Origin of the sequence: Pseudomonas sp. AN-B15 (assembly GCF_019056475.1) — a bacterium.
In the GTDB taxonomy this organism is placed as follows: Bacteria; Pseudomonadota; Gammaproteobacteria; order Pseudomonadales; family Pseudomonadaceae; genus Aquipseudomonas; species Aquipseudomonas parakoreensis.
Genome location: NZ_CP049737.1, coordinates 5,988,886 through 6,010,265, shown reverse-complemented (window position 1 = coordinate 6,010,265; position 21,380 = coordinate 5,988,886). Strand labels below are relative to the sequence as shown.

Genomic DNA, 21,380 nt, shown 5'->3' with positions numbered 1-21,380 from the left:
GTCGGGTTGACCGGATGCCGCTAGAGGAGCTTTGTGTATGTCCCGTCGTCTTCCACCCTTGTATGCCCTGCGCGCATTCGAAGCGGCGGCGCGGCACAGCTCGTTCACTCGGGCGGCCGAGGAGTTGTCGATTACCCAGAGTGCTGTCAGCCGGCACATCAAGACGCTGGAAGAGCATTTCGCCTGTAAACTGTTTCACCGCAGCGGACGCAACCTGCAACTGACGGAATCGGCGCGGATGTTGTTGCCCGGCATTCGCGAGGGCTTTGCAGCCCTTGAGCGCGCCTGCAACACCTTGCGCGCCGAGGACGACATCCTGCGCATGAAAGCGCCATCGACCCTGACCATGCGCTGGCTGCTGGCGCGACTCAGTCGTTTCCGCCATCTGCAACCGGGTAACGAAGTGCAATTGACCAGTGCGTGGATGGACGTGGATTCGGTGGATTTCAACAATGAGCCATTCGATTGCGCGGTACTGCTCAGTGACGGGCACTTCCCGCCGGACTGGGAGGCCAGCCTGCTGTTTCCCGAAGAACTGATCCCGGTCGGCGCGCCGAACCTGCTGAACGATCAACCCTGGGACGTGGCGCGGCTGGCCTCCACCGAGTTGCTGCACCCGACCCCGGACCGGCGTGACTGGCGCAGTTGGCTGGAGCATATGGGGCTGTCCGATCAGGTCTCGCTCAAGGGTGGGCAGGTGTTCGATACCCTCGAACTGGGCATGATCGCTGCCGCCCGTGGCTATGGGGTATCGATGGGGGATCTGCTGATGGTCGCCGAGGATGTGGCGCAGGGCCGCTTGAGCCTGCCGTGGCCGACTGCCGTCGCCAGTGGCCTGAATTACTACCTGGTATGGCCGAAAACCCGTCCGGGAGGTGAACGTTTGCGCCGTCTCAGTGATTTTCTGCAAGGCGAAGTGCGCGCCATGGTGCTGCCGCAGGTCAAGCGCTTGAGCTGAAACGTTTGAGCCGCCACAATGCCGGCCTTGCGCCATAACCCCGCTATTTACTCAAGTATTCGGTTTAACCGCCGAAAATGAGCATGTGGGACCGTCGTGCCGGTCTCCACGATTCCACCCCCATTATTAGAATTTTCCGAGCAGGTGCTGCGATCAAGGAGGATCCGGTGGCTCGGCCAGGAGCTGTTCATGTCTCAACCTCGCGCTCGGATCGCTTCGCAGCTGGGCCTCGCGCTCGCTGTGATATTGGCGATCGTCATCAGCGGCAGTACGGTATTCGCCCTGCGTTCGCTGGATTCCGCCAATCTCGCCACCCGTGAAGAACACCTCGCCAGTGAGGCGAGGCTGCTGGCTGACCAGTTGAGCACCTTCCACGGCACGCTGCGCGAGAGCACCCAGCGCCTGAGCGGGTTGTTCGAGAAGCGCTTCAGCGCGGGCCTGAGCATTCACCCGGATGAACCGGTGAACGTCGCCGGCACCCAGACCCCGGGCCTGCACCTGGGCAGTGAAGTGCTGAACAACAACTTCAAGGAAGTCGACGAGTTCAAGCAGATGACCGCTGGTGTCGCCACGCTGTTCGTGCGCAGCGGCGAAGATTTCGTGCGCGTCAGCACCTCGCTGACCAAACAGGACGGCACGCGCGCCATCGGCACTTTGCTCGATCATGCGCACCCCGCCTATGCCAGGTTGATGGCGGGGCAGGGCTACGTCGGCCGTGTCTTGTTGTTCGATCGTTCCTACATGACCCAATACACCCCGGTGCGCGACAGCAGCGGCAAGGTGATTGCGGTGTTGTTCGTTGGTTTTGACTACACCGATGCGCAGAACGCCCAGTTTGCCAATCTCAAGCGTTTCCGCATCGGCCAGACTGGTTCGTTGGCGCTGCTGGATGAGCAGAATAAATGGCTGGTGGCGCCGGCCGGCGTGCAAGCGCTGGATCAGGCCGTTCCGGTGATCAAGGGGCTGGCGGCGAAACCGGGCAAGGGTGAGTTCTGGAGCGACACCTCTGAAGACTTTTACAGCATTGCTGTTCCGTTCGAGGGCGGGCCTTGGTCGGTGGTGGCGAGCATGCCGAAAACCGAGATCCGCGCGGTGACCTGGAGTGTCGGTACGCAACTGGCTATCGGCAGTCTGCTGGCGATGTTGTTGGCGGTCGGTTCGGTGGTCTGGCTGCTGCGCAGCAAACTGGCGCCATTGAGCGATCTGGTACGTCAGGCCGAAGCCTTGGGCGCCGGTGATCTGAGCGTGCGCCTGAACGTGTCGAGCAATGACGAGATCGGCCAGCTGTCCCGCGCGTTCAACCAGATGAGCCAGGCGCTGTCGACCATGGTCGAGCACATCCGCCGCGCCTCGCAAGAGGTCAACAGCCGCGCCCAGGCACTATCCGGTTTGTCCGGTGGTGCGTACGAAGGCATGGAACAGCAGTCCGGCGAAATCACCAGCATGGCCGGCGCGGTGGAAGAGTTCAGCGCGACCTCGCTGAACATTGCCGACAACATGGGCGCGACTCAGCGTCTGGCGCAGGAAAATGCCCAGCAAACGCAGATCGGTCGCAGCTCGATGGAAGAAGCTTCGTCCTCGCTGGAACAAATCGCTGGCGCGCTGAACACCACGGCGTCCGTGATCAACACGCTGGGTCAACGCTCTCAGGAAATTGGCGGCATCGTCAGTGTGATCACTTCGATTGCCGAACAGACCAACCTGCTGGCGCTCAACGCGGCGATTGAAGCGGCGCGGGCCGGTGAACAGGGCCGTGGTTTTGCCGTGGTGGCTGATGAAGTGCGTAACCTTGCGTCGCGCACCCGTCAGGCGACCGATGAAATTTCCGGGATGATCCACAGCATCCAGCAGGAAACCGGCAACGCCATCAGCACCATGGAACAGGGCAATGTGCTGATGCAGGAAGGCCTTTCGCGCAACGCCAATGTGGCTTCGGCGCTGGCGCGGATCGATGAACAGAGCCGTTCGGCAGGGCAGCAGTTTGCGGCGATTACCACGGCGACGCAGGAGCAGAGCAGCACGGCGACGCTGCTCAGCAGCAATCTGCAGAGTATTGCGCTGGCCAACAGCGAGCAGCGTGAAGTGGTTTCCAACCTCGCGGTCACCGCCAAAGAGCTTGAAAAGCTGGCGGCGGATCTGCGTTCCGAGGTTGATCGCTTCCGTTGATTCGGCCTTGATATAGCTTTCGCGAGCAGGCTCGCTCCCACAGTTTCCGGGGTCGCTCATAAATCGTTTGAGCACCCGAATACTCTGTGGGAGCGAGCCTGCTCGCGAATGCAACGCCGCCGATCCATGAAAAATCACTCTATATGTCTCTCATCTTTTCTTGCTGAAACGTTTCCGCAGCGCTATAAAAATGGCACAACTCCAATAAAGGCTGCTGCCATGACCCCGCTCAAATTCGTCGTCGCCCTTGGCGCACTGTCCGCTGCTTCCCAGGCCATGGCATGGGATTACGTACTCCTCGACGCCAGCAAACCGGCGCAAAACTGGACGATCACCAGTGAGCAGCTCGGTGTGAAAACCGGCAAACCTTTCTCCATAAGCCTGCACACCCTGCACGGTGGGCGACAGGAAGGTGTCAGCATCGTCGATATCGATAACGGCACGATGAAACTCTCGGTGGTGCCAACCCGTGGCATGAATGTCCTGCAGGCCTCCGTCGGCAATGTACGCATGGGTTGGGATTCGCCGGTCAAGGACGTGGTCAACCCGGCCTTCATCGAACTCAATGGGCGCGGAGGTCTGGGCTGGCTGGAAGGCTTCAATGAACTGGTGACCCGCTGCGGTTACGAATGGGTCGGCCATCCCGGCATGGACAATGGTGAGTTGCTGACCCTGCACGGCCGCGCTGCCAATACCCCAGCCAGCAGCGTCACGCTGCACATCGATGAAAAACCACCCTATGCCATCAGCCTGCGCGGCGAACTGAAAGAGCAGGCGTTCAAGAAAGTCGATTTTTCGGTGATGACCGAGCTTGTCACTGAGCCCGGCAGCACCCGTTTTGCCCTTAACGATACGCTGACCAATAACGGCGATTATCCGAAGGAATACCAGGCGCTGTACCACAGCAATTTCAGCACGCCATTCCTCGAGCAGGGCGCGCGGTTCGCAGCACCGGTGAAACAGGTCTCGCCCTTCAACGACAAGGCCAAAGCCGAGTTGGCGGACTGGCAGACCTATCGCGGGCCGACCAAGGACTATGACGAAACCGTTTACAACGTCATACCTTACGCCGACGCCAAAGGCGAAACCCTGACCGTGCTGCATGACAAGGCTGGCAGCCTCGGTGTCTCCGTCGGCTTCAATACCCGGCAGCTGCCGGTATTTTCTCTGTGGAAGAACACCGACACCCAAGGGCAAGGCTATGTCACGGGCCTTGAACCGGGCACCAGTTTTTCCTACAACCGCCGCTATCAGCGTCCGCTGAACCTGGTACCGATCATTGCGCCAAAGGCCAGCCAACAGTTTCAGATCAGCTACAGCCTGCTGGCAGACAAAAGCGCTGTGGATAACGCATTGAAGCGCGTGACCGAGATTCAGGCCGGGCGCGAAACCGAAGTACGGCAGGCGCCGCTGGTGGATTTGACCGAGCATTAAGGCGTTGCCGGGCGGTATTGCAGCGCCTCGGCCAAGTGCTCACGCTTGATCGCATCCACTTGCTCAAGGTCCGCCAGCGTGCGCGCAACCTTGAGCAAGCGATGTGCCGAACGCAGTGAGAGTGTCAGCCGTTCACAGGCTGACTCGAGCCATTTCTCATCGGCTGTGGATAACTGGCAGTGCCGCTTGAGCGCCGGTAGATCAAGAAAGGCGTTGGCACAACGCTGGCGCTTTTGCTGGCGTTCTCGTGCCTCGGCCACCACGGCTGCCGCACTGGCACTGTCCTCGCCCGGTTTGACCAATGGATTCAGCGCCGTTGCCTCCCGCGCCACCGTCAGGTGCAGATCGATCCGATCCAGCAACGGCCCCGAGAGCTTGTTACGGTAGCGCTGCACCATGTCTGGTGTACACGAACACTTGCCGCTCGGTTCGCCCAGATATCCACAAGGGCAGGGGTTCATCGCTGCTACCAACTGAAAGCGCGCGGGGAATCGCACGCGGTCCTTGGCTCTGGCGATCACGATATATCCGGATTCCAGAGGTTCGCGCAGTACCTCCAACACCTTGCGATCAAATTCCGGAATTAGGATACCGGGCTACACTGTAGACGTTGGAGGTGGTCTATGAAGCTGCTTTGGCCTGCTCAAATTACCCATAGCGCCCTACAGCAGTCGCTTGATGAGGCGAGGCTGTTCGACGTCGCGAATCACTTTGCCTCCAAGAAATTTGCTCCCTCATCTGGGATACCTCTCATAATCGACAATTCGAACTCCATCGTTAGAGAGGCTAGTTATTTTCTTCAGGAAAAACTGTTTTACTCACCCGCATACCAAACCGATAAAACCGTTAAGACTTACGCGGAATGTTTGGCTGCTTGGTTTGACTATGCAGAAAAGAGTGGTTTTGATTGGAGGCGCGCGACTCCAAGAGTCATTTTAAGATATCGGAATTCAATAAAAAATACTATTAGTGAGAAAACTAATCGGCTGCTCGCGGTGCGCACGATAAATCTAAGGCTCGTGGTTGTCTCTGAATTTTATGAGTTCTATTGGTCTAGGCTATCGTTGCAGCCTTCACCAAGTGCGCAGATTTATCATGATAGCTTGCAAGAGCTATCAAGGCTGAAGCTGAACCTTCGAGGGGGAATTAAGAAGCAAAGGAGTATTCCTGTCGCCGCCTGCAATGCATTGGTAGCTAATTTGCATGGCGTGCACAAGTTGATTTTTGTATGGTCGGTCTCAACCGGATTGCGCATTGGTGCACTGCTGAATGTCAAGTTAGTTGATTTCGAGCAACTATGTAGTGAGGTCTCTGATCGTTTTGTCTTTGTACTTTCTAAAGGGGGTAAGGTAGTCCACGCTTATGTTCCGAGGTTAGTCATTGAGAGAACAAGCCGGTACGTGGAAATAGATAGGGTTTTGAGCCTGGGACGAGAAATCAAGTCTGGTCGCCCTCCTGAGGCGTTGTTCTTGAACTCCACAGGGACACCGGTCTCCTATAGCTGCTATTACTCTGCATTTAAAAGAGCTTGCTCTACAATTAGAATTAAGGCCAACCCTCATCAAGCGCGAAATACGTTTGCGACAGTGGTGGAAAGAAGGATGTCGACGTCTCCAGCATTCAATGATCTTGATTCAGTAAAGGTTATGCAGGGGTTGTTGAGTCATGCGTCTTCAGAAACAACAGAGGATTACCTGGATTCGATTGTTTCTAATAACAGCGATGTACTCGCACTGCTTGAAGATGTGGCCGGCGATATTGCGGGGGGCGTATGAGTAGGCCACTAGAAGCAAAGTTTTATGATCCGGAACGCAAGCGGTGGAATACCTATGATTTTGAAATCGTTGGCCTGGACCACACGATTGCTCAAGACCTTAAGGATGCCTTCGTAGAGCTAGTAGGACACTACCACCCTAGGAGCAGGATACAAGCGTGGAGGTCGACAAGACTACTTTGCTCCTGCATTGTCGAGCGAAAGATATCTTTTGAAGATGATTGCAAAGATATTCTCGCTGGATATGCGCTGTTCTTGGATAGTGGTAAAAGGCTAAAGAAAACTATTGGTTCACATTATAATTTTGCTCGTCGCTTGGTTGATTGGCTCTCAGGAGTTAGCGAATCTATTTTTTGGAAACGCCAGGTGATTCAGTTATTCGATTTTACTCGTGAGCGTAAAAACAATCGAGATAATGATGTTTCGTATAAGGATCTGCAGCGAATAGTCTCGGTGTGCAAAAAGGAAATCGCGGGTGTAACAAAGGATTTTGCGGTTAGCCGCGCTATCGGAAAAGGTGAAGCTGTATCGCATCCTGATTTGACTGCAGAGGACATTGAGGTTATATCGGTTTTGATTGGCGCAGCAAAAGAGAATGCGTGGACGCGGGCAGAGATAAGAGCAAAAATTGGCCGCACTATAAATCTCATTAGCCTGAAGAAATTTCGGCACTATCGTGAATTAACCTATAGAGCGGCCCTGCCGATTTATATTTTGCTTTTAGTTGAGATGGCCGCAAATCCAGTTGCGCTCATGGAAATAGAGGCGACCTGTTATGATACCGACCCGGCAGATGAAACTCGGGCTTTTATCCGGTGGGAGAAGGGGCGGTCAGGTAGGGAGCAACAACTCTCCTTTCTCAACGCAGGTAAATACTCAGCGCCAAGTTTGATTGAGCTAGTGCTCACCTTGACTGAGACAACTAGACATCTAGCCCAACCAGGCGATGAACGGCTTTTATTTTTGATACGCACCGGTCATGTCGCGAGGAGGTTCTGCGTGCAGTCCCTTCATAATTACCTCTCCGATTTTAGGGATCTGTATGGTTTTCCGTATTTTAACTTCAGCGACTTACGAAAAGCGGTTTCGGCTTTTATAAAAAACAAAAAGACAGCAAAAGACGCCAAGAATCATCTGCAGCATAAAGATATAGCGACTACAAATAGATTTTATTTGAATGGTAAGCAAGCGCAGCAGGATAGCTATGAGAAAGTTGCTGCTTATCAAGGGGAGTTGATCACCGCGGTGTTAGCTGACGAAACAGATGGCCAGTCAAGATACTCAACTCTTTTTGGCTTCTCATGCCATGGTGCAAAGGAAGGCAGGGCTCCTAATTCAGTAAGGGGAGAAGACTGTCTTGAGTTTCTTTCATGTGCAACCTGTCCGAATGCGCTGGTGGTAGTGGACGATCCAAGATTCGTTGCTAGAATTATAAAGTCCCAGATGGCCCTTGAAAAGATGGAGCGGGAATGCCAGCTTTCGGCTGATCAAATTATGCGCTTTGAATCTGTGTTTCGCCCAATACTTTCTATTATTTCTGAGCAAATAGTTCCACGTATTTCGCGCAAAGTGATCGACCGGGCTGAGCGTATGTTGGATCAACTGCCAGAATTGCCGATGGTGTATTGAGATGGAAAATCCAATCCTATTGCCTCAGCACTATTCACTCGTCACTGACGGTCTGGCAAAGTATGGTTGCGAATTTGATGATGATATTTGGACTTTTACAAATCCAAATCGTGACTCTATTGCTGACCGCCCGACACTATTTAAGTGGCCCAAAATATTGGTCGAACCTTACAATCTCTCTCCGCACTATGCAGGGCTTTTAAAATCAGTTGCCGCATGCATGCTTGTAGGCTTGGCAGGGGTTCGATATTCGCCAGAGACGGTGAAGGTGAAATTAACATATATCCGAAGGCTCTTCTTTGGCGCACATGAAAAAGGCTTCCCAAAGTTAGCTACGATGACGGCAATGCAAGCTCAAAAAATAATAGAAGAGCTATTTTTAAATAATGGCGAAAAGAAGCACTGCAATAAAACTATTGGTCAATGCTTGTTTAGCATAAATCTCGTTCATCGTTTATCCTCTTACACGGGCGATGGATTTGAATCCGAACCATTTCCAACAAAAGTTCGCAAACGGATTTTGTTTGGTTTTCGCGAGTTGGAGGAGTGGGAGGCGCCCCCTAATAATGCATCGTTTTATTTGCTTAGGCAGGCAATAAAACTTATCGACACCTGCACTGAATGCCTTCTGCGGGTGTATGGTAAATATGTTGGGGCGGTGGATAATATAAAAGCCCAAGGGGTAACTAATAGAGCGGCTGTTGCAAAATATGCTGATAGTGTAATCTCAAACGAGATTTTCAGCTTTGGCCCCGGCTTAGGTCAGTCCTTAGAGTCACTAAAGGCGAGTCGCCAGCAAGATATCTCCACGCTTCTTTGCCACATTCAGACCGCATGCTTCATTGTGATTACATTTACAACTGCGCCCCGTATTAGTGAGGTGCGGCGAGCTAGGGTTGGCAGTATTAGTAAGCGTAAGCACTATACTGGAAGGGAATACTATTATTATAGTTCTGCTCGATCTAAGAAGAGGTATTCGGCAGATCTTGAGAGTAGCTATGGAGATCAAGGTGAGGATGACCCATGGGTACTATCCAGTGCGGCCGTGAAAGCATTTGAAACGCTTACTAGACTTTCCGCGCCCGCCCGATTGGCCAGTGGCACGGATAATCTCTGGTTGGTTTCAAGTGGGGATACCCTGTGGCCATTTTTCCCAAAAGTAGGCTTCAACGTCATTGGTGTTACTGCGGTAAATATAAGGTTAAATACCTTTGCTAAGTTTATTGGGCTGAGTGAGGTCACTGGCTGGAGTGGAAGGTTACACTCTCATATGGGGCGGAAGTTATTCGCTCGATTCGTCGCGATGCGCGATCGTTCTGCTTTAGGTGATCTGGCAGTCCAGTACTCGCATACTTCGGCATATAGTGTTGATATTAGCTATGCCAAGCCAGGGATTGAGTTTCGGCGATTGGTGAAAGATGAACTTGCGCTGGAGATGGAAGCCGCAGTGCGGGATCTTGTAGGCGTTGATAGTGGCACAATTTATACGACCCCAAGTGGTGTGCACCAATCGGAGTCTATCCTGCGGTTTGCAGGTGAGTTTAAAACTAATAAGGATGTCTTGTTGTTGCTTGGACGGGGGGTAAAACTGATTCCCTGTCAGTGGGGGGCCTGTAACTACAAGCAGGAGTTGAGCGCTTGTGAAGGAAGTCGGGAAGAGCCCAATCCTTCGAAGAGAACCCCTGAGGTTTGCAGTCGCTGTTCAAATTTTTTAGCAACGCCTAAGCACGAGATTTGGTGGCAGCAGTATCGGGATGATAGCTTGAAATGGTTATCGCTTTCCGGGATGCCGGATCAGACGCGCCATGTTCTAAAATTGAGGCTGCAACAGGCTGAAAAAGTTTTGGGCGTAATTGCGAGAGGTTAATTTAAGCATGAGCAAAGGTAGCCGCGAAGCAATACTAAAGTCTTTTGAGGCTCTTAAGCTTGAGGGCACCCTCAGTATAACGAGCTTGGCCCGTGCTGTGAATTTAACTCGTTCGTCTATTTATAAATACTATCCTGACATTGTGGAACTAGTGAGAATTTATAATTCTGGAATTGATGCCGAGCCGAAAAGACAACAGGAGTTGAAAGTTCACTTGTTAAAAAGGCAACTTTCCGATCGAAAATATCTTGTTTCGGTCCTAGCGAAGGCGTGTTCTGAGTTGCTTGTGGAGTTAGAGGATGCGCGGCGCGATTATGAGGATGAAATTAAATCTAAAAATCTGATGATTTTATTTCTGGAAAAGCAATTGGCAGAATCAAAAGTTGTGCGGTTGAGGCCGGTTAAGTAACCTGAAGTGAAGATCACACTTTAAGGTGAGCCTTTACAGCGAGGAAAATAAGCTCTGTGATCGCCCCGGGTTTCGTAGACACCTCCAGCCTTAAACTGAGGCCCATTGGGAGGTGCTATATGTCACCAAAATTAATTCTGCATATGCGATCGGCTTTGCCCCTAAGGACCTAGGGGGCTTCAAGTCACACATATTCAAAATTGAGTTTTTCCCCAGGCATGGACTGACAAGCCTAAAGGACATGCTCTCGTTGAGGAGTTGGTAGGGGCTCTGGCAAAGGACAAGCCGCAGAACCTGTTCTATCGCCTGTCATCAGCGCATGACGTCCGCAATCGCTCAGGTCTGGAGCCGATCGGAGTTTACTGAGTAGCGACGGCTACTGGCCTTAATCCAGCTATATACCGCACTCACATATTACGACGCACCAAGGCATCTTTGATTTATCGTAGGACGAAGAATCTTAGGGTAGTTCAGCTGCTGCCTGGTCATACGAAGCTTGAAAGTACCGTCAGATACCTTGGGGTTGAGGTCGACGATACCATTGGAAATGGCTGAGCAGGCAGAGGTGTAAATTTTCCAGCGACAGTCGCAACTAGACCGTCGCTATCCGGCCAAAAGCGGGCGTTCGACTTGGCTCCGCTTTCGACCCAAACCAGTCATGCGACTCCTATCTAATGTGAAGAACCCATGAGTCTGTACCGGGACATACGATCAGGTCAGATGCGAATGTCTAATTCGCGCTGGTCATATCAATTTTGTGTTCTAAAAAACAACGAACCGCTAAAATTTCGTTGTGAAGTGTCGATCTACAATCTTTAGTCAATTGCCAAATCAAGGACGTGTTCGATGGCCATGAATTTTTCACCCGGTGTATTTGCCGATCATCTATCTGAAATTGCAGGTCAAAAGGTCGGCTTGGCTTTGTCGGTGCCAGAGCTATGTGATCACCTCTCGGGGGATCATCGGAATCTTGGTGATGTATTACTTAAGTCTGAAAAAGCTGGCTTGCGGATACGCTCTGAGGAATTTGAGGCGGTCTGCTATCGGTTACTTCACAGGATCGGCTATACAGAAGGCGAAGAGAATGGCATACCTCCACAGATTAAGCTCTACCATAAATACAAGCACAACCCACGTTTGCTCGCTATATACGAGGGTGTAAGCGAAATTTTCAATGAAATGATGATGGACCTAATTGAAGAAACCACTAAGGGCGGTGGTAAATCCTTAGATCCATCTCAAATAATGAAGCGTTGTGCCGTGGAGTTTGATCGAACGGGCTTGGATATGGCGATGGAGCATATTAATGGCTTCGACCACCACATGCGAATCAGTCTTCATACGTTATCAAGGTGCGATGAATGGGCCACCCCCTTAGAGCTCAAGGCACTCTTCTCCGGCACCCTAGAAACACCTGAAAGGGGAACATTCATTGACCAGCGGTTCATAAATTACCTATCTAACAATGATCACCGCTTGGGTGAAATGCACTGGCGAAAATTCGAAGAACTCACAGCAGAATATTTCGAAAGAGATGGCTTTCGAGTTGAGATTGGTCCTGGCACCAACGACGATGGTGTAGACGTCCGATTGTGGAAACCCGAAACGCTGAAGGATGCGGAACCTACTTGTCTGATCCAGTGCAAGCGCCAGAAAGCAAAAATCGAGAAAGTAATAATCAAGGGCCTTGCGGCGGACGTGCAGTTTATGGGCGCAGACTACGGCATGATAGTTACAACCTCGGAGTTAAGTCCGGGTGCACAAACCACAATCAGTGCTCGCGGTTATCCGATACAGGTTGTTGAGCGAGACGCCGTTAAGACTTGGTTAACTCGCCTTCGAACTCCCGGGACAGGAATTGTCAGAATCTAAAATAGAAAATTTGCTGGCATAGTCAATAAACTTTAACCCCGCCGCTGTGGGCCAGAACTGAGGAGAGACGAGCGTCAGTCGTTGCTGATAGCTGCGATTCATTACGGGCAGCTATCGGCCCAGAGTGTGTAAAAACGCTTCGCCAAAATTGAAGTGTGCGCTTCTACGTTGAATCTAAAATTTATCGGCACGTCAGCAGATGTGGATTTCGCGTAGAAGCGCGCTTTTCAGTCCGTTTTTAAGTACCTGTCGCGCTCAAAAACGCTTTTACACAGCCTTGGCCAAAAGCGGACATTCACCAATGTCAGCTTTGAATAAAACGCTCACTGGTTAGGTGATCTAGCTAACAAGAAATAGGTCGTCGTGAACGCGATACGTTGCCAGCGTCAGCAGTTCGAACTTAATACCATCTGCCTCAAGGTCACTCCTGGCCTTGTTGAGTTCTTTATCGAGCCGCGTGCTTTCCTCCATGACGGCAAGCATCGCTCGGTCGGGCCTGAGGCGCTTTGCAATACGGACAAAGTCCTCTACATGCACGCCCCGCAGGCTGCGCCATGCTGACTTCACCTCACAGAGAATTGACTCGCCATCGACGATGGCAAGTAGGTCCGCTTCGGAGTCGGGATTGTCGTAGTCTTGCAAGGAACCAAACCATGTCGGCCCCAAATACATAAACGACCAATGAGCACGATCGCGCAGCGCTGACAGAACCCAGACCAGCGACAGCACGCTATGAGAGCGAAGGCTTTCAATAAGGAATTCATTCGGCCGAAAGTACCAGGGAATACCGACAGGCAGATTCGTTTCGGTCCGGCAGACATCACAGGCAAGAGGCGATCTGAGGGCCTGAAAGTCCGTCCAGTTGCGATGCTGACAGGCCACACAAGTCCAGGGATAACCCTGAAAGAGCATTCGTGCTGTTCTCATTTCAGCGAGACAGTCATCAATGGCTCGCTGCTCCCTGGCATTCTGCTCTCTGCGTTCCTCTTCAGTGCCAGCCACCTCATCGGGGCGCTGTGCCCAGTACCTCTCCCTGTAAGCATTCCAGCGCTCTCGTAGATGGTCGAGCGCAACATGCATCTTCGGAGCCTTGACTGATTGCGCCGCCTTGACGACAAGCGCTGCAAGGGCTGTGCGCTCACTCTCAAGTTGAAGATCGAAGACTGGTCTTCCACGCGCACGTTTCGCGATAGCGTTCGCGGTGGCCAAAACATCGGCATCCGCAAGATTTGGCGATCCGCCCAAGGCTGCGAATTCCTCTTGTAAGAAGGGATGCAAAAGGAGGCTCTTGGCCCTCGAGAGACCACCGGCCATCCCAAGGACGCCAATGAGATGAGGGCTTTCACTTGAGGGATGCATCCATCCCGCCTTCGCCGAAGGCCACGGCGGATCACTTGGACCTACATTCCAGATCGCGGAGTCCCTGCACAGTGCATGCTGCATAGCCTCGTAGGCGCTCGGGACCCTTACCGACTCAAGCGCACGGTTAACACCAGCAAATACAGCCAGGTTACCGTGCCTACCCGTGCGACACATAGGAGGCAGGCTCTGCCCGAGGCCGCGCGTTACGAATTTGGCCTCAAAGGCAGCGGCCATGCGCCACCGCTTTGGCAGCATCCACATGTTGTCCTGCGCAAATCTGGGTTTGTCCCGCTCATACTCGAAGCTCAGATCGAGCGCCCAGAGTCCAAGTGTGAACGATTGACCCGGTGGAGCATCATTCAGATGTTCCGGCTCCATTGCTGACGGCCGAGCAATAGGCGGTTTCCACCGAAAGCCATGCCATGCAGCCCCCCTAAGTCGTCCCTCCATGGCTTGAGTCTCTTCACATGCACGTCGCAGCGAATCCTCGCTCGGGATGACGTGACCACCCGGCACGACGTCTCCCGTTCCACTAACGCTCCACACTTTTGCGCCGCGAAGCGTACTCAGTACTTCGGCGAGTTCATCTGCGCTATGTGACGCCGAGCGCACCTGAAGCTGCGACTGTCCTCCAGCACCACTATTAACGTGATTGCGCGAATTAAGCAGTTGGGCGAGTTGGCTAACCCAGTCCTCGTCCTTCAACTGGTCAAGCGTCAGCCGGAAGCAGCACAGGTCGCTGTCGAGCCATGCGGGTATGAGCAACCTTGCATTCCAGAACAGAAGCCTGTCTTCGAATGACTCACCGATTACCAGGTTGAACGCACTGCTCCACCGACTGTCCCGTATCTCGAGACGCGTCGCATACAAGGACGACAGCAAACTGATGCCCGTTGCCCGCTTGCACACAAACTCGGTAAAGGCCTCAGCTTCGGACGCGACGCGATCAAGATCGCGAGGCACTCCGTACTTGAGGTCTTGAAAATACTCTTCGGAGACAACCGTCAGTAGGCCAGCCGTTGACCGCGCATCATTTGGGTAGATGCCCGTGGCCGCACTCGTATGGTAGGTGCCAAGGTTGTCGGTCAGGAATCGGGTAGGCCTTTCCGTGTGCCAACTGTCGATGACCTTGATCTTTGGCCCATCTGGCAATGGGCTGTGACGACTTAGACGGAACATGGTCGACAGTGAGGAGAGCGCGGTAAAGCGATACTGCGGCCTGAACGCAGGAAGATCCAGTCTCGAATTGGACTCCAGCCGATGAAGGATGTAGTCCGACGGGACGAGGCGTTCGTGAATTTCAAGAACCGCATCTCCGGCCAGCTCAACATAGGAGTAGACGATGTCTGGATCGAAGGCCTCCAACCATGGCCAGTAGTCGGCGACAATCCGGCCGGCTGCACATGGGGCGATAAGGCTGAATCGACCACCCCATCGCGAGTAGCAGTCAGCAAATATACCGTCGAGAATGAGATCTGCGTGTTCACCTGGTTCGATGAGAAACGCTACCCGTATGGGCCGGGTCTTCTCCCACCCCGCCAGCTCTGTGGCTACTTTATCCGACATACGTGTGCCTCTGAAATTCGACGAAGACTTTCCTGATTGTTTACAACGTGCCGAGCTCTGCAAATGCAGCCGACAGCTCCTTGTAGCGAAGTCGCAGCAATGGTGACAGCTTCTCCTGAGCGAGCCCACGAGCATCATGCCTGGCATATCAGGCAAGCACGAAGTTCACAAAGGCTTTCTTGTCCGATAAGTCGGATACTGCCGTAAACTTGATGCGGACTCAGTCGCGCGAGTGACTGCTCTTGGCCGTTCGTGACCTAGGCCGAGTGTGTGCTGTATGCCTCCACGAACGAGATTACAGGTAGCATGGGTGCCACGTTCAACACCCTTATGAAGAAGGCGTTGAAGGTTTGGAAAGCCCGGTGAGCCGTTAGGAGTGGGAAGTATGGATTGCTACCTGTGCAGTGAGTCTCTAACGCCTCAAAACGATTCTGGTGAGCACATCATCCCTAACTCAATCGGCGGGATACGTGAGGTTAAAGGTTTCATCTGTCGTACGTGCAATGGTAAGGCCGGGGAGACGTGGGATACAGATCTAGCCAAGCAACTGAACAAGCTGGCCTTGTTCTTCCGTGTCGTACGTGACAGAGGCGAGAACCGCGCTGAAGTCGTTGAGACGACTGCTGGCGAAAAGCTAATCTACGATAAGAATTCGTTGAAATTCTTCGCGCCAGAGATCAAGAAGGAAGTGAAGGAAGATGGCGTTCACTTTCAAATCAGCGCCAATGACATGAAGCAGGCCCGCCAGATCGTGACTGGCTTGAAACGCACCTATCCCACGCTGGATGTCGAGAAAACCTTAGCCGGCGCGATAGCACAGCCAAAATACCCTGATGGGTATTTCCACTTCGAATTCAGCTTCGGCGGCCTGAGTGTTGGCAAGTCGTTCGTGAAAACGGCTCTAGCTCTGCTGTCTGCAAACGGTATCAACCCCAAGATCTGCGAGCGAGCGAACGCCTATATCTTCAACGATGGTGAACCGTGCTTCGGCCACTACTACCACCATGACCTACTCATCAACCGGCCAGTCGGCGTGCCCGTCCACTGCATTTGCGTGAAGGGCAACAAGGCCGCGCGGACGGTTCAAGCGTATCTCGAATATTTTGGCATTGTCCGAATCGTTATTTCGCTGAGCGCAGATTACGAGGGTGACGATTTTAAGCATTCGTATGCGATAGACCCAACCAAGGGTCAGGAATTTTCTGTCGATTTCGATTTGAATTTTGATGAGTCAGAGATCAGGAAAATCTATGAGTATCAGTTCTACGATTCGCAGGTAGCGTTGGACTGCCTGCACGCTGTCCTTCCCCATGAGATCCAGCGGCAGCAGGAGCAGCATCTAGAAGAGGTTCTTGCCAGCTCGCGAGCAGCGATGGAGCGTCGTTTCGCGGGCAACGACCAAGTAGACCCTGACGAGTTTATTGAAGCTTATGTAGAGAGTCTTGCACCCTACATCCATCACCTGGTCAATGCCGGACGTATCAGGCACAAATAGCCAAGAAGCCAGACGAGCGCTGAACTCTAGGTGAGCAACCGTTGCAGCTTCTGATTGTAGGTGTTGGCTGCAAGGTGTTCGCGGATTGCAACTCCGACAACTGAGTAATCGCGACTGATGGGGGAAGTATGAGATGAATTACCCCGGCTTTTGTAGACACCTACGACCGCTTCTGGCCGATTTCTGCCTGTCGCCACCGGCAGCTTTGGGTCGACATCTGCCCGCTGCGCCAGACTGAGGTCGGACAAAAGCGGCCATCGAGTTTCTACGAATACAGGGGCGATTCAACCATCCAAAATTTCGGCTCAAAAAAAGGCCCTTGCAGGGCCCTTTTGTACTCAAACAAAAATCACTTGGTCAGCCAGGACTCGACGGTAGCGGAGCCATGCTCAGCTTTCCATTCCTTCAGCGTTTTCTGATTGCCGCCTTTGGTTTCTACGACTTCGCCAGTGTGAGGGTTTTTATAAACCTTTACCTGGCGTGGTTTGCGGCTGCCGGCTTTGGAATCGACGGTTGGAGCGCGACGACCAGCTTGAGGATCAAGCAGGTTAATGATGTCTTTCAAGCTGAAGCCGTACTTGGCAAGCAAGTCCCGTAGCTTCGATTCAAATTCTATTTCTTTCTTGAGACCTGCATCGCCCTTCATTGCTTCAAGCTCAGCAAGCTGGGACGCAAGTTGTTGTTCGAGTTTACGAAACTCAGCAAGACGGGACATTTGATGCTCCAAATAAATTTAAGCGGGTAAAAATAACAACCATATCATACTCATTTTAATGGATAGAGTAAGCACGCTAAACTGAATCGGCCCTGAATTCGTAGACACTCGATGACAGCTTTTGGCCGAGGCTGTGTAAAAACGTTTTCAAGGGCAGCAAAGACCAAAAAACGTGCTGAAAAATGCGGTTCTACGCAAAATCCATATCTGCTGACCTACCGATAAATTTCAGATTTCGCGTAGACGCGCGCACTTCAATTTTGGCTCAGCGTTTTTACACACTCTGGGCCGATAGCAACCCTTGGATGCAGTCCGCTTTCGGCCCAGGCTGTGTCAAAAGACTGAATGGGATAACCTTGCACCATGAATCAATCATAAGGCTGCGAACTGAACGATGGGTTTTGAACAACTAGCTGAGCTACGCGACCGCCTGCGGGCCGAAAAAGTGCAGGTAAAGACTGATAGTACGAAGCAGCGTATGCGGAATCCTTCTCTGCAGACGAAGCCTAGCGAGCAAGATCCTGCGGTCGAAGCGATCTGGCGATTGCAGAAGCACTTTCCATTGGCCTTCCCGGTCAATCCGGCCCCCAAGGCTCCGCTAAAGGAGGGCATTTTCAAGGATGCCGAGCAACACCTGGAGCTGCTCGGAATATCCTGCGAACAGCTCAAGCAGGGCATCGCTGCCTGGTGCCGAGGAAATCGCTACTGGGCAAGCATGACGGAGAATGCGCCGCGCTTGGACTTAAACGGCCAGGCAGTTGGCATGGTGACGGCGGCTCAGGCGCTGCATGCTAAGCAGCAGGCTAAGCGGCAGCGCGGACAAGCACGACGTAATCAGACAAAGCCGAAAGAGCGTATACAGGACAAGGCCGTCGATACCGCTGTGGAACAGATCGTGGATTAAAATCACTCGTGCTCGGCGCCGAGTCGCCCAATCACTGACAAGGTGCGAGAGGCGGTTCGAAGAGCGGCAAGTGACGGGTACCGCCTGTCAGATGTGCCCGCTGCCGGCCAAATGGAGTCGTCGGGGTAGCCTATTCGAAGCTACCGGTACGCTCGCGCTCTTCTTCATCCTCGCGAAGCTCTTCCGCAGCGATTCCTCATCAAGTGCACATGAGGTTTGAGGGCATGTCGGAAGGCTATCCGCCAGCCCCATCAAGCCCTGGATCGTAAACAGCTAGTTTGTGGGCGCTTCTGGCCGATCTCAGCCGCCCACGACAGGCAGCCATTGGCCGATTCTGTTGAAAAAGTCAGCCGTGGTAATTGGCGATACTCACATCTGTATCGGCTGCTGCCAGTAATCGGGCGAGTGCGGTGGCCACCGCCTTCGAGCGCTGACGGCAGAACAGAACGAAGCCTTGCCACTAAGGCCTGCGGATAATCTATCGTCTCTGCCGTTTCTTCAGGCAGACCTCCGAAATGACTGCTTGCTTGTTGGGCCGCACCTTTTTGGATCGTTCGCAAACCTTATGTGCAGTACCGAACAGAGCTTCATTTCTGTCGCTATTACAGTGTACTCAACTTCTGTTAGAGATGTTGAGCATGCTTCGGCAGAACCGCCTTTTGATAGCCCTTTCAGAGGCCGCTAAAAAGCGCCTTTTCAGTCATATGGAATGGGTGGCATTACCGCAGGGCGAAATTCTCTACGAGTCCTGCGAGACAATAAGTCATGTCTATTTTCCCGTTGACTCGATCATTTCGCTCCTCCATGTATTGGGGAACGGTGATTCAGCTGAGGTATCTGTGGTTGGTAACGAGGGACTAGCCGGTATTTCGCTGTTCCTGGGCGTCGATAGCACAATCAGCCGTGCAGTCGTACAAAGTGCTGGTCGTGCCTACCGAATGCCTGGAAAACTACTCCAGGACGAGTTCAACCACCACAGTGAGCTGAATATACTGATACTGCGCTACATCCAGACACTGATTATCCAAATGTCGCAAACATCAGTTTGCAATCGGTATCACTCCATCCTCCAACAGCTATGCCGATGCTTACTGTTATCGCTGGATCGTTTGCCGGGCAATCAGTTGACGATGACCCAGAAGCTCATTTCCGACATGCTCGGGGTGCGTCGTGAGGGCATCACTGAAGCTGCCGGTATACTGCGGAGATTGGGCGTGATCGCATACAACCGTGGTCATATCACTGTGCTTGATCGTATTAAACTCGAACATCTGAGCTGTGAGTGCTATGCCATAGTCAGGCAGGAGACTGATCGACTACTGCCTCGGTAAGCGCCATCTTTTAGCTGATTGAATAGCCTCGAGTTCTCTAAAGGCTTCCATGCCTAATTGTGAGTCCGCTTTTGGCCGACTCCTGCCTGATGCGACAGGATCAAAGCGGCCAAAAGCGGCCTGTAGCAGGCAGCGTAAAAGGTCAGGAGCTGACGGCCACCGAACAATGTCTCCGTCCATGGCAGTTGGTTGCAATAGGTCTGAAGCGACCCTTGGCTCAGGATTGAATCGGTTAGCCTGCAGCTGCGCGAACCTCACCAATGCAGCTGCCTTGATGAGAGGCTTGGGCGCTGTGGCTTGCTTAGGCTTGTCTGCGCAGGTCAAAAAACTGGCAACCAGAGTTGAGACCCACCAGCCAACCAAACCTAGAGTGGCATTCCCGATACTTTCAATAACAGGGAATGCGTATGAAACTCAAACTCTTGGCGACGGTTCTAGTGGGCGTCGCTCTGACCGCCGGGTATCAGTACCTTGCCGTCCCCGACCTGCAGAAGAAAGATCCGGATGCAGGCCTCAGTCGCGACGAGCTTCGCAGCCGCGATGAGCGTGCGCAAGAAAACTGGGCCTACTCACTGGGCTTGCAGGCATATATCTGGGGGTTGCCGCTGACCATCACCGACCGCGAGCGCCTGCTGCGGCTTAACGAACGCAAACTGCGGTTCGTCACGGAACGCCAGATCTGTCCCTGCGCGCCCATCAACCAGATTGGCCACATGACCAAACTCGCCACCTCGGATGATGAACTGCCCTACACCCCGAACAATGACACCGTCTACAGCGGCGTCATGCTGGAGCTCAAGGATGATCCGGTGATCCTCAGCCTGCCGGAAGTCCACGACCGCTACTGGAGCGTGCAGGTCGTCGATGCCTATCTTGAAAATCTGCCCTATATCGGCACCCGTGCGACCCTGGGCAAGGGCGGCCACTATCTGTTCACCGGCCCGGATTGGCAGGGCGAGGTACCGCCCGGCGTCGAACTGCGTCGCTTGCCGACCAACTCCGGCGCCCTCGCCCTGCGCTACGGGGTGAGCAAGGAAGACCCTCAGGATCTGCCGCGCGTGCTGGAGCTGCAGAAACAGGTGCATACCACGTCGCTGAGCAACTGGAGCAGACCCGATGGCTTCGGCAAGGTGGTCGCGGTGAAGATGAACCGCAAGGAATACAGTGGCGACCTAGCCGTCTTCGAACGCATGGTCGACCTGCTTAATGAGAACCCTCCACGCCCTGGGCAACAGGCCGCCGTAGCTATGTTCCAGAGCATCGGCATCGAGCTCGGCAAGCCCTTCGATGCCAGCAAGCTGCACCCTGCCACGGTGGCTGGCCTTAAACGCGCCCTGCAGGACAGCCAGGACCTGATGACCTGGAAGGTGAAGTACCGCGGTACGCCCTATCCGACTCGCTGGAACAACCTGCACGAGGGCACCTACGGCTTCCACTTCATCAACCGGGCAGAAGGCGCGCTCGAAGGGCTGATGGTGCATGATCGCGAGGAAGGGGTGTATTTCAGCACCTACGAGGACGGCACCGGCCAGTTGCTCGACGGCCAGAGCCGCTATGTCCTGCACTTCGAGCGCGACGCACTGCCTCAACTGCAGAACAAGGGCTTCTGGTCCATCACCCTGTACGGCACGAATTTCCAGTTGGTGGACAATGCCATCGACCGCTACTCGATCGGCGACCGCACCCCGGGCCTGAAATACAACCCGGATGGTTCCCTGACCCTCTACATCCAGCACCAGCCGCCGGCAGGGCAGGAGAGCAACTGGCTACCGACTCCACAAACGGGTCTATTCCGCTTGAACTACCGCATCTATCTGCCCAATGAGCAAACACGCAATCCGCAAACACTGCAGCAATTTATTCCCGCCATTCAGCCTCAGGACCAGAGCTGATAGCGG

The 21,380-nt window shown here is 53.3% G+C and carries 14 protein-coding genes and 2 pseudogenes; 13 read left to right on the top strand and 3 right to left on the bottom strand.

Going from position 1 to position 21,380, the window contains the following annotated elements; translation table 11 throughout:
- Nucleotides 1-37: 37 nt before the first annotated feature.
- The 3 genes from GTQ41_RS27285 (at nucleotide 38) to GTQ41_RS27275 (ending at nucleotide 4,558) form a co-directional block, all read left to right on the top strand.
- Entirely contained in the window at nucleotides 38-958 is a 921-nt protein-coding gene (locus GTQ41_RS27285; RefSeq protein WP_047297266.1) for a LysR substrate-binding domain-containing protein, read from the top strand.
- Nucleotides 959-1,147: 189 nt separating this feature from the next.
- Complete coding sequence (locus GTQ41_RS27280; RefSeq protein ID WP_047297265.1) at nucleotides 1,148-3,124, top strand: methyl-accepting chemotaxis protein; 1,977 nt, start codon at nucleotides 1,148-1,150, stop codon at nucleotides 3,122-3,124.
- A 219-nt stretch (nucleotides 3,125-3,343) separates the two neighbouring features.
- Complete coding sequence (locus GTQ41_RS27275; RefSeq protein WP_047297264.1) at nucleotides 3,344-4,558, top strand: aldose 1-epimerase family protein; 1,215 nt, start codon at nucleotides 3,344-3,346, stop codon at nucleotides 4,556-4,558.
- On the opposite strand, the pseudogene GTQ41_RS27270 reads toward GTQ41_RS27275, so the two are convergent.
- Nucleotides 4,555-5,142: pseudogene (locus GTQ41_RS27270) on the bottom strand (ATP-binding protein); the annotation flags it as partial. The gene GTQ41_RS27275 and the pseudogene GTQ41_RS27270 sit on opposite strands and share 4 nt — an antisense overlap.
- Nucleotides 5,143-5,181: 39 nt before the next feature.
- On the opposite strand from GTQ41_RS27270, the gene GTQ41_RS27265 reads away from it, so the two are divergent.
- The 6 genes and pseudogenes from GTQ41_RS27265 (at nucleotide 5,182) to GTQ41_RS27240 (ending at nucleotide 12,109) form a co-directional block, all read left to right on the top strand.
- Entirely contained in the window at nucleotides 5,182-6,333 is a 1,152-nt protein-coding gene (locus tag GTQ41_RS27265; RefSeq protein WP_131670727.1) for a tyrosine-type recombinase/integrase, read from the top strand.
- Entirely contained in the window at nucleotides 6,330-7,961 is a 1,632-nt protein-coding gene (locus GTQ41_RS27260) for a hypothetical protein (RefSeq protein WP_131670726.1), read from the top strand. The genes GTQ41_RS27265 and GTQ41_RS27260 overlap by 4 nt, the downstream gene beginning before the upstream one ends.
- A gap of 1 nt (nucleotide 7,962) precedes the next feature.
- Entirely contained in the window at nucleotides 7,963-9,828 is a 1,866-nt protein-coding gene (locus GTQ41_RS27255) for a hypothetical protein (protein ID WP_131670725.1), read from the top strand.
- A gap of 7 nt (nucleotides 9,829-9,835) precedes the next feature.
- Nucleotides 9,836-10,237 (top strand): hypothetical protein, encoded by a 402-nt coding sequence (locus GTQ41_RS27250; RefSeq protein ID WP_131670724.1) that lies wholly within the window; start codon nucleotides 9,836-9,838, stop codon nucleotides 10,235-10,237.
- Between the two features lie 381 nt (nucleotides 10,238-10,618).
- Nucleotides 10,619-10,808, top strand: a pseudogene (locus GTQ41_RS27245) (integrase); the annotation flags it as partial.
- Between the two features lie 275 nt (nucleotides 10,809-11,083).
- Nucleotides 11,084-12,109 carry a restriction endonuclease gene (locus tag GTQ41_RS27240; protein WP_131670723.1) on the top strand — a complete coding sequence of 342 codons (1,026 nt, stop codon included), beginning with the start codon at nucleotides 11,084-11,086 and terminating at the stop codon, nucleotides 12,107-12,109.
- A gap of 339 nt (nucleotides 12,110-12,448) precedes the next feature.
- Here GTQ41_RS27240 and GTQ41_RS27235 read toward each other — a convergent pair whose 3' ends face one another.
- Entirely contained in the window at nucleotides 12,449-15,037 is a 2,589-nt protein-coding gene (locus GTQ41_RS27235; protein ID WP_131670722.1) for a hypothetical protein, read from the bottom strand.
- A gap of 385 nt (nucleotides 15,038-15,422) precedes the next feature.
- Between GTQ41_RS27235 and GTQ41_RS27230 the strand changes: the two genes are divergently transcribed.
- Nucleotides 15,423-16,532 carry an HNH endonuclease gene (locus GTQ41_RS27230; protein ID WP_131670721.1) on the top strand — a complete coding sequence of 370 codons (1,110 nt, stop codon included), beginning with the start codon at nucleotides 15,423-15,425 and terminating at the stop codon, nucleotides 16,530-16,532.
- 349 nt (nucleotides 16,533-16,881) lie between these two features.
- Here the strand turns inward: GTQ41_RS27230 and GTQ41_RS27225 are convergent, their stop codons facing one another.
- Nucleotides 16,882-17,247: a histone-like nucleoid-structuring protein, MvaT/MvaU family gene (locus GTQ41_RS27225; protein WP_131670720.1), complete on the bottom strand. Its 366-nt coding sequence runs from the start codon at nucleotides 17,245-17,247 to the stop codon at nucleotides 16,882-16,884.
- Between the two features lie 394 nt (nucleotides 17,248-17,641).
- Between GTQ41_RS27225 and GTQ41_RS27220 the strand changes: the two genes are divergently transcribed.
- The 3 genes from GTQ41_RS27220 to GTQ41_RS27210 all read left to right on the top strand — a co-directional run bounded on the left by GTQ41_RS27220 (nucleotide 17,642) and on the right by GTQ41_RS27210 (nucleotide 21,374).
- The gene (locus tag GTQ41_RS27220; protein ID WP_131670719.1) at nucleotides 17,642-18,151 is read left to right on the top strand and encodes a ProQ/FinO family protein; all 510 of its coding nucleotides are present in this window, start codon (nucleotides 17,642-17,644) and stop codon (nucleotides 18,149-18,151) included.
- A gap of 638 nt (nucleotides 18,152-18,789) precedes the next feature.
- Complete coding sequence (locus tag GTQ41_RS27215; protein ID WP_236170289.1) at nucleotides 18,790-19,482, top strand: Crp/Fnr family transcriptional regulator; 693 nt, start codon at nucleotides 18,790-18,792, stop codon at nucleotides 19,480-19,482.
- A 407-nt stretch (nucleotides 19,483-19,889) separates the two neighbouring features.
- The gene (locus tag GTQ41_RS27210) at nucleotides 19,890-21,374 is read left to right on the top strand and encodes a DUF1254 domain-containing protein (protein WP_131670718.1); all 1,485 of its coding nucleotides are present in this window, start codon (nucleotides 19,890-19,892) and stop codon (nucleotides 21,372-21,374) included.
- Nucleotides 21,375-21,380 lie beyond the last annotated feature (6 nt).

Bases quoted from the DNA above. Each gene is read 5' to 3' on its own strand.
- GTQ41_RS27285 (WP_047297266.1), top strand. From the start codon at position 38: ATGTCCCGTCGTCTTCCACCCTTGTATGCCCTGCGCGCATTCGAAGCG.
- GTQ41_RS27280 (WP_047297265.1), top strand. From the start codon at position 1,148: ATGTCTCAACCTCGCGCTCGGATCGCTTCGCAGCTGGGCCTCGCGCTC.
- GTQ41_RS27275 (WP_047297264.1), top strand. From the start codon at position 3,344: ATGACCCCGCTCAAATTCGTCGTCGCCCTTGGCGCACTGTCCGCTGCT.
- GTQ41_RS27265 (WP_131670727.1), top strand. From the start codon at position 5,182: ATGAAGCTGCTTTGGCCTGCTCAAATTACCCATAGCGCCCTACAGCAG.
- GTQ41_RS27260 (WP_131670726.1), top strand. From the start codon at position 6,330: ATGAGTAGGCCACTAGAAGCAAAGTTTTATGATCCGGAACGCAAGCGG.
- GTQ41_RS27255 (WP_131670725.1), top strand. From the start codon at position 7,963: ATGGAAAATCCAATCCTATTGCCTCAGCACTATTCACTCGTCACTGAC.
- GTQ41_RS27250 (WP_131670724.1), top strand. From the start codon at position 9,836: ATGAGCAAAGGTAGCCGCGAAGCAATACTAAAGTCTTTTGAGGCTCTT.
- GTQ41_RS27240 (WP_131670723.1), top strand. From the start codon at position 11,084: ATGGCCATGAATTTTTCACCCGGTGTATTTGCCGATCATCTATCTGAA.
- GTQ41_RS27235 (WP_131670722.1), bottom strand. From the start codon at position 15,037: ATGTCGGATAAAGTAGCCACAGAGCTGGCGGGGTGGGAGAAGACCCGG.
- GTQ41_RS27230 (WP_131670721.1), top strand. From the start codon at position 15,423: ATGGATTGCTACCTGTGCAGTGAGTCTCTAACGCCTCAAAACGATTCT.
- GTQ41_RS27225 (WP_131670720.1), bottom strand. From the start codon at position 17,247: ATGTCCCGTCTTGCTGAGTTTCGTAAACTCGAACAACAACTTGCGTCC.
- GTQ41_RS27220 (WP_131670719.1), top strand. From the start codon at position 17,642: ATGGGTTTTGAACAACTAGCTGAGCTACGCGACCGCCTGCGGGCCGAA.
- GTQ41_RS27215 (WP_236170289.1), top strand. From the start codon at position 18,790: ATGCTTCGGCAGAACCGCCTTTTGATAGCCCTTTCAGAGGCCGCTAAA.
- GTQ41_RS27210 (WP_131670718.1), top strand. From the start codon at position 19,890: ATGAAACTCAAACTCTTGGCGACGGTTCTAGTGGGCGTCGCTCTGACC.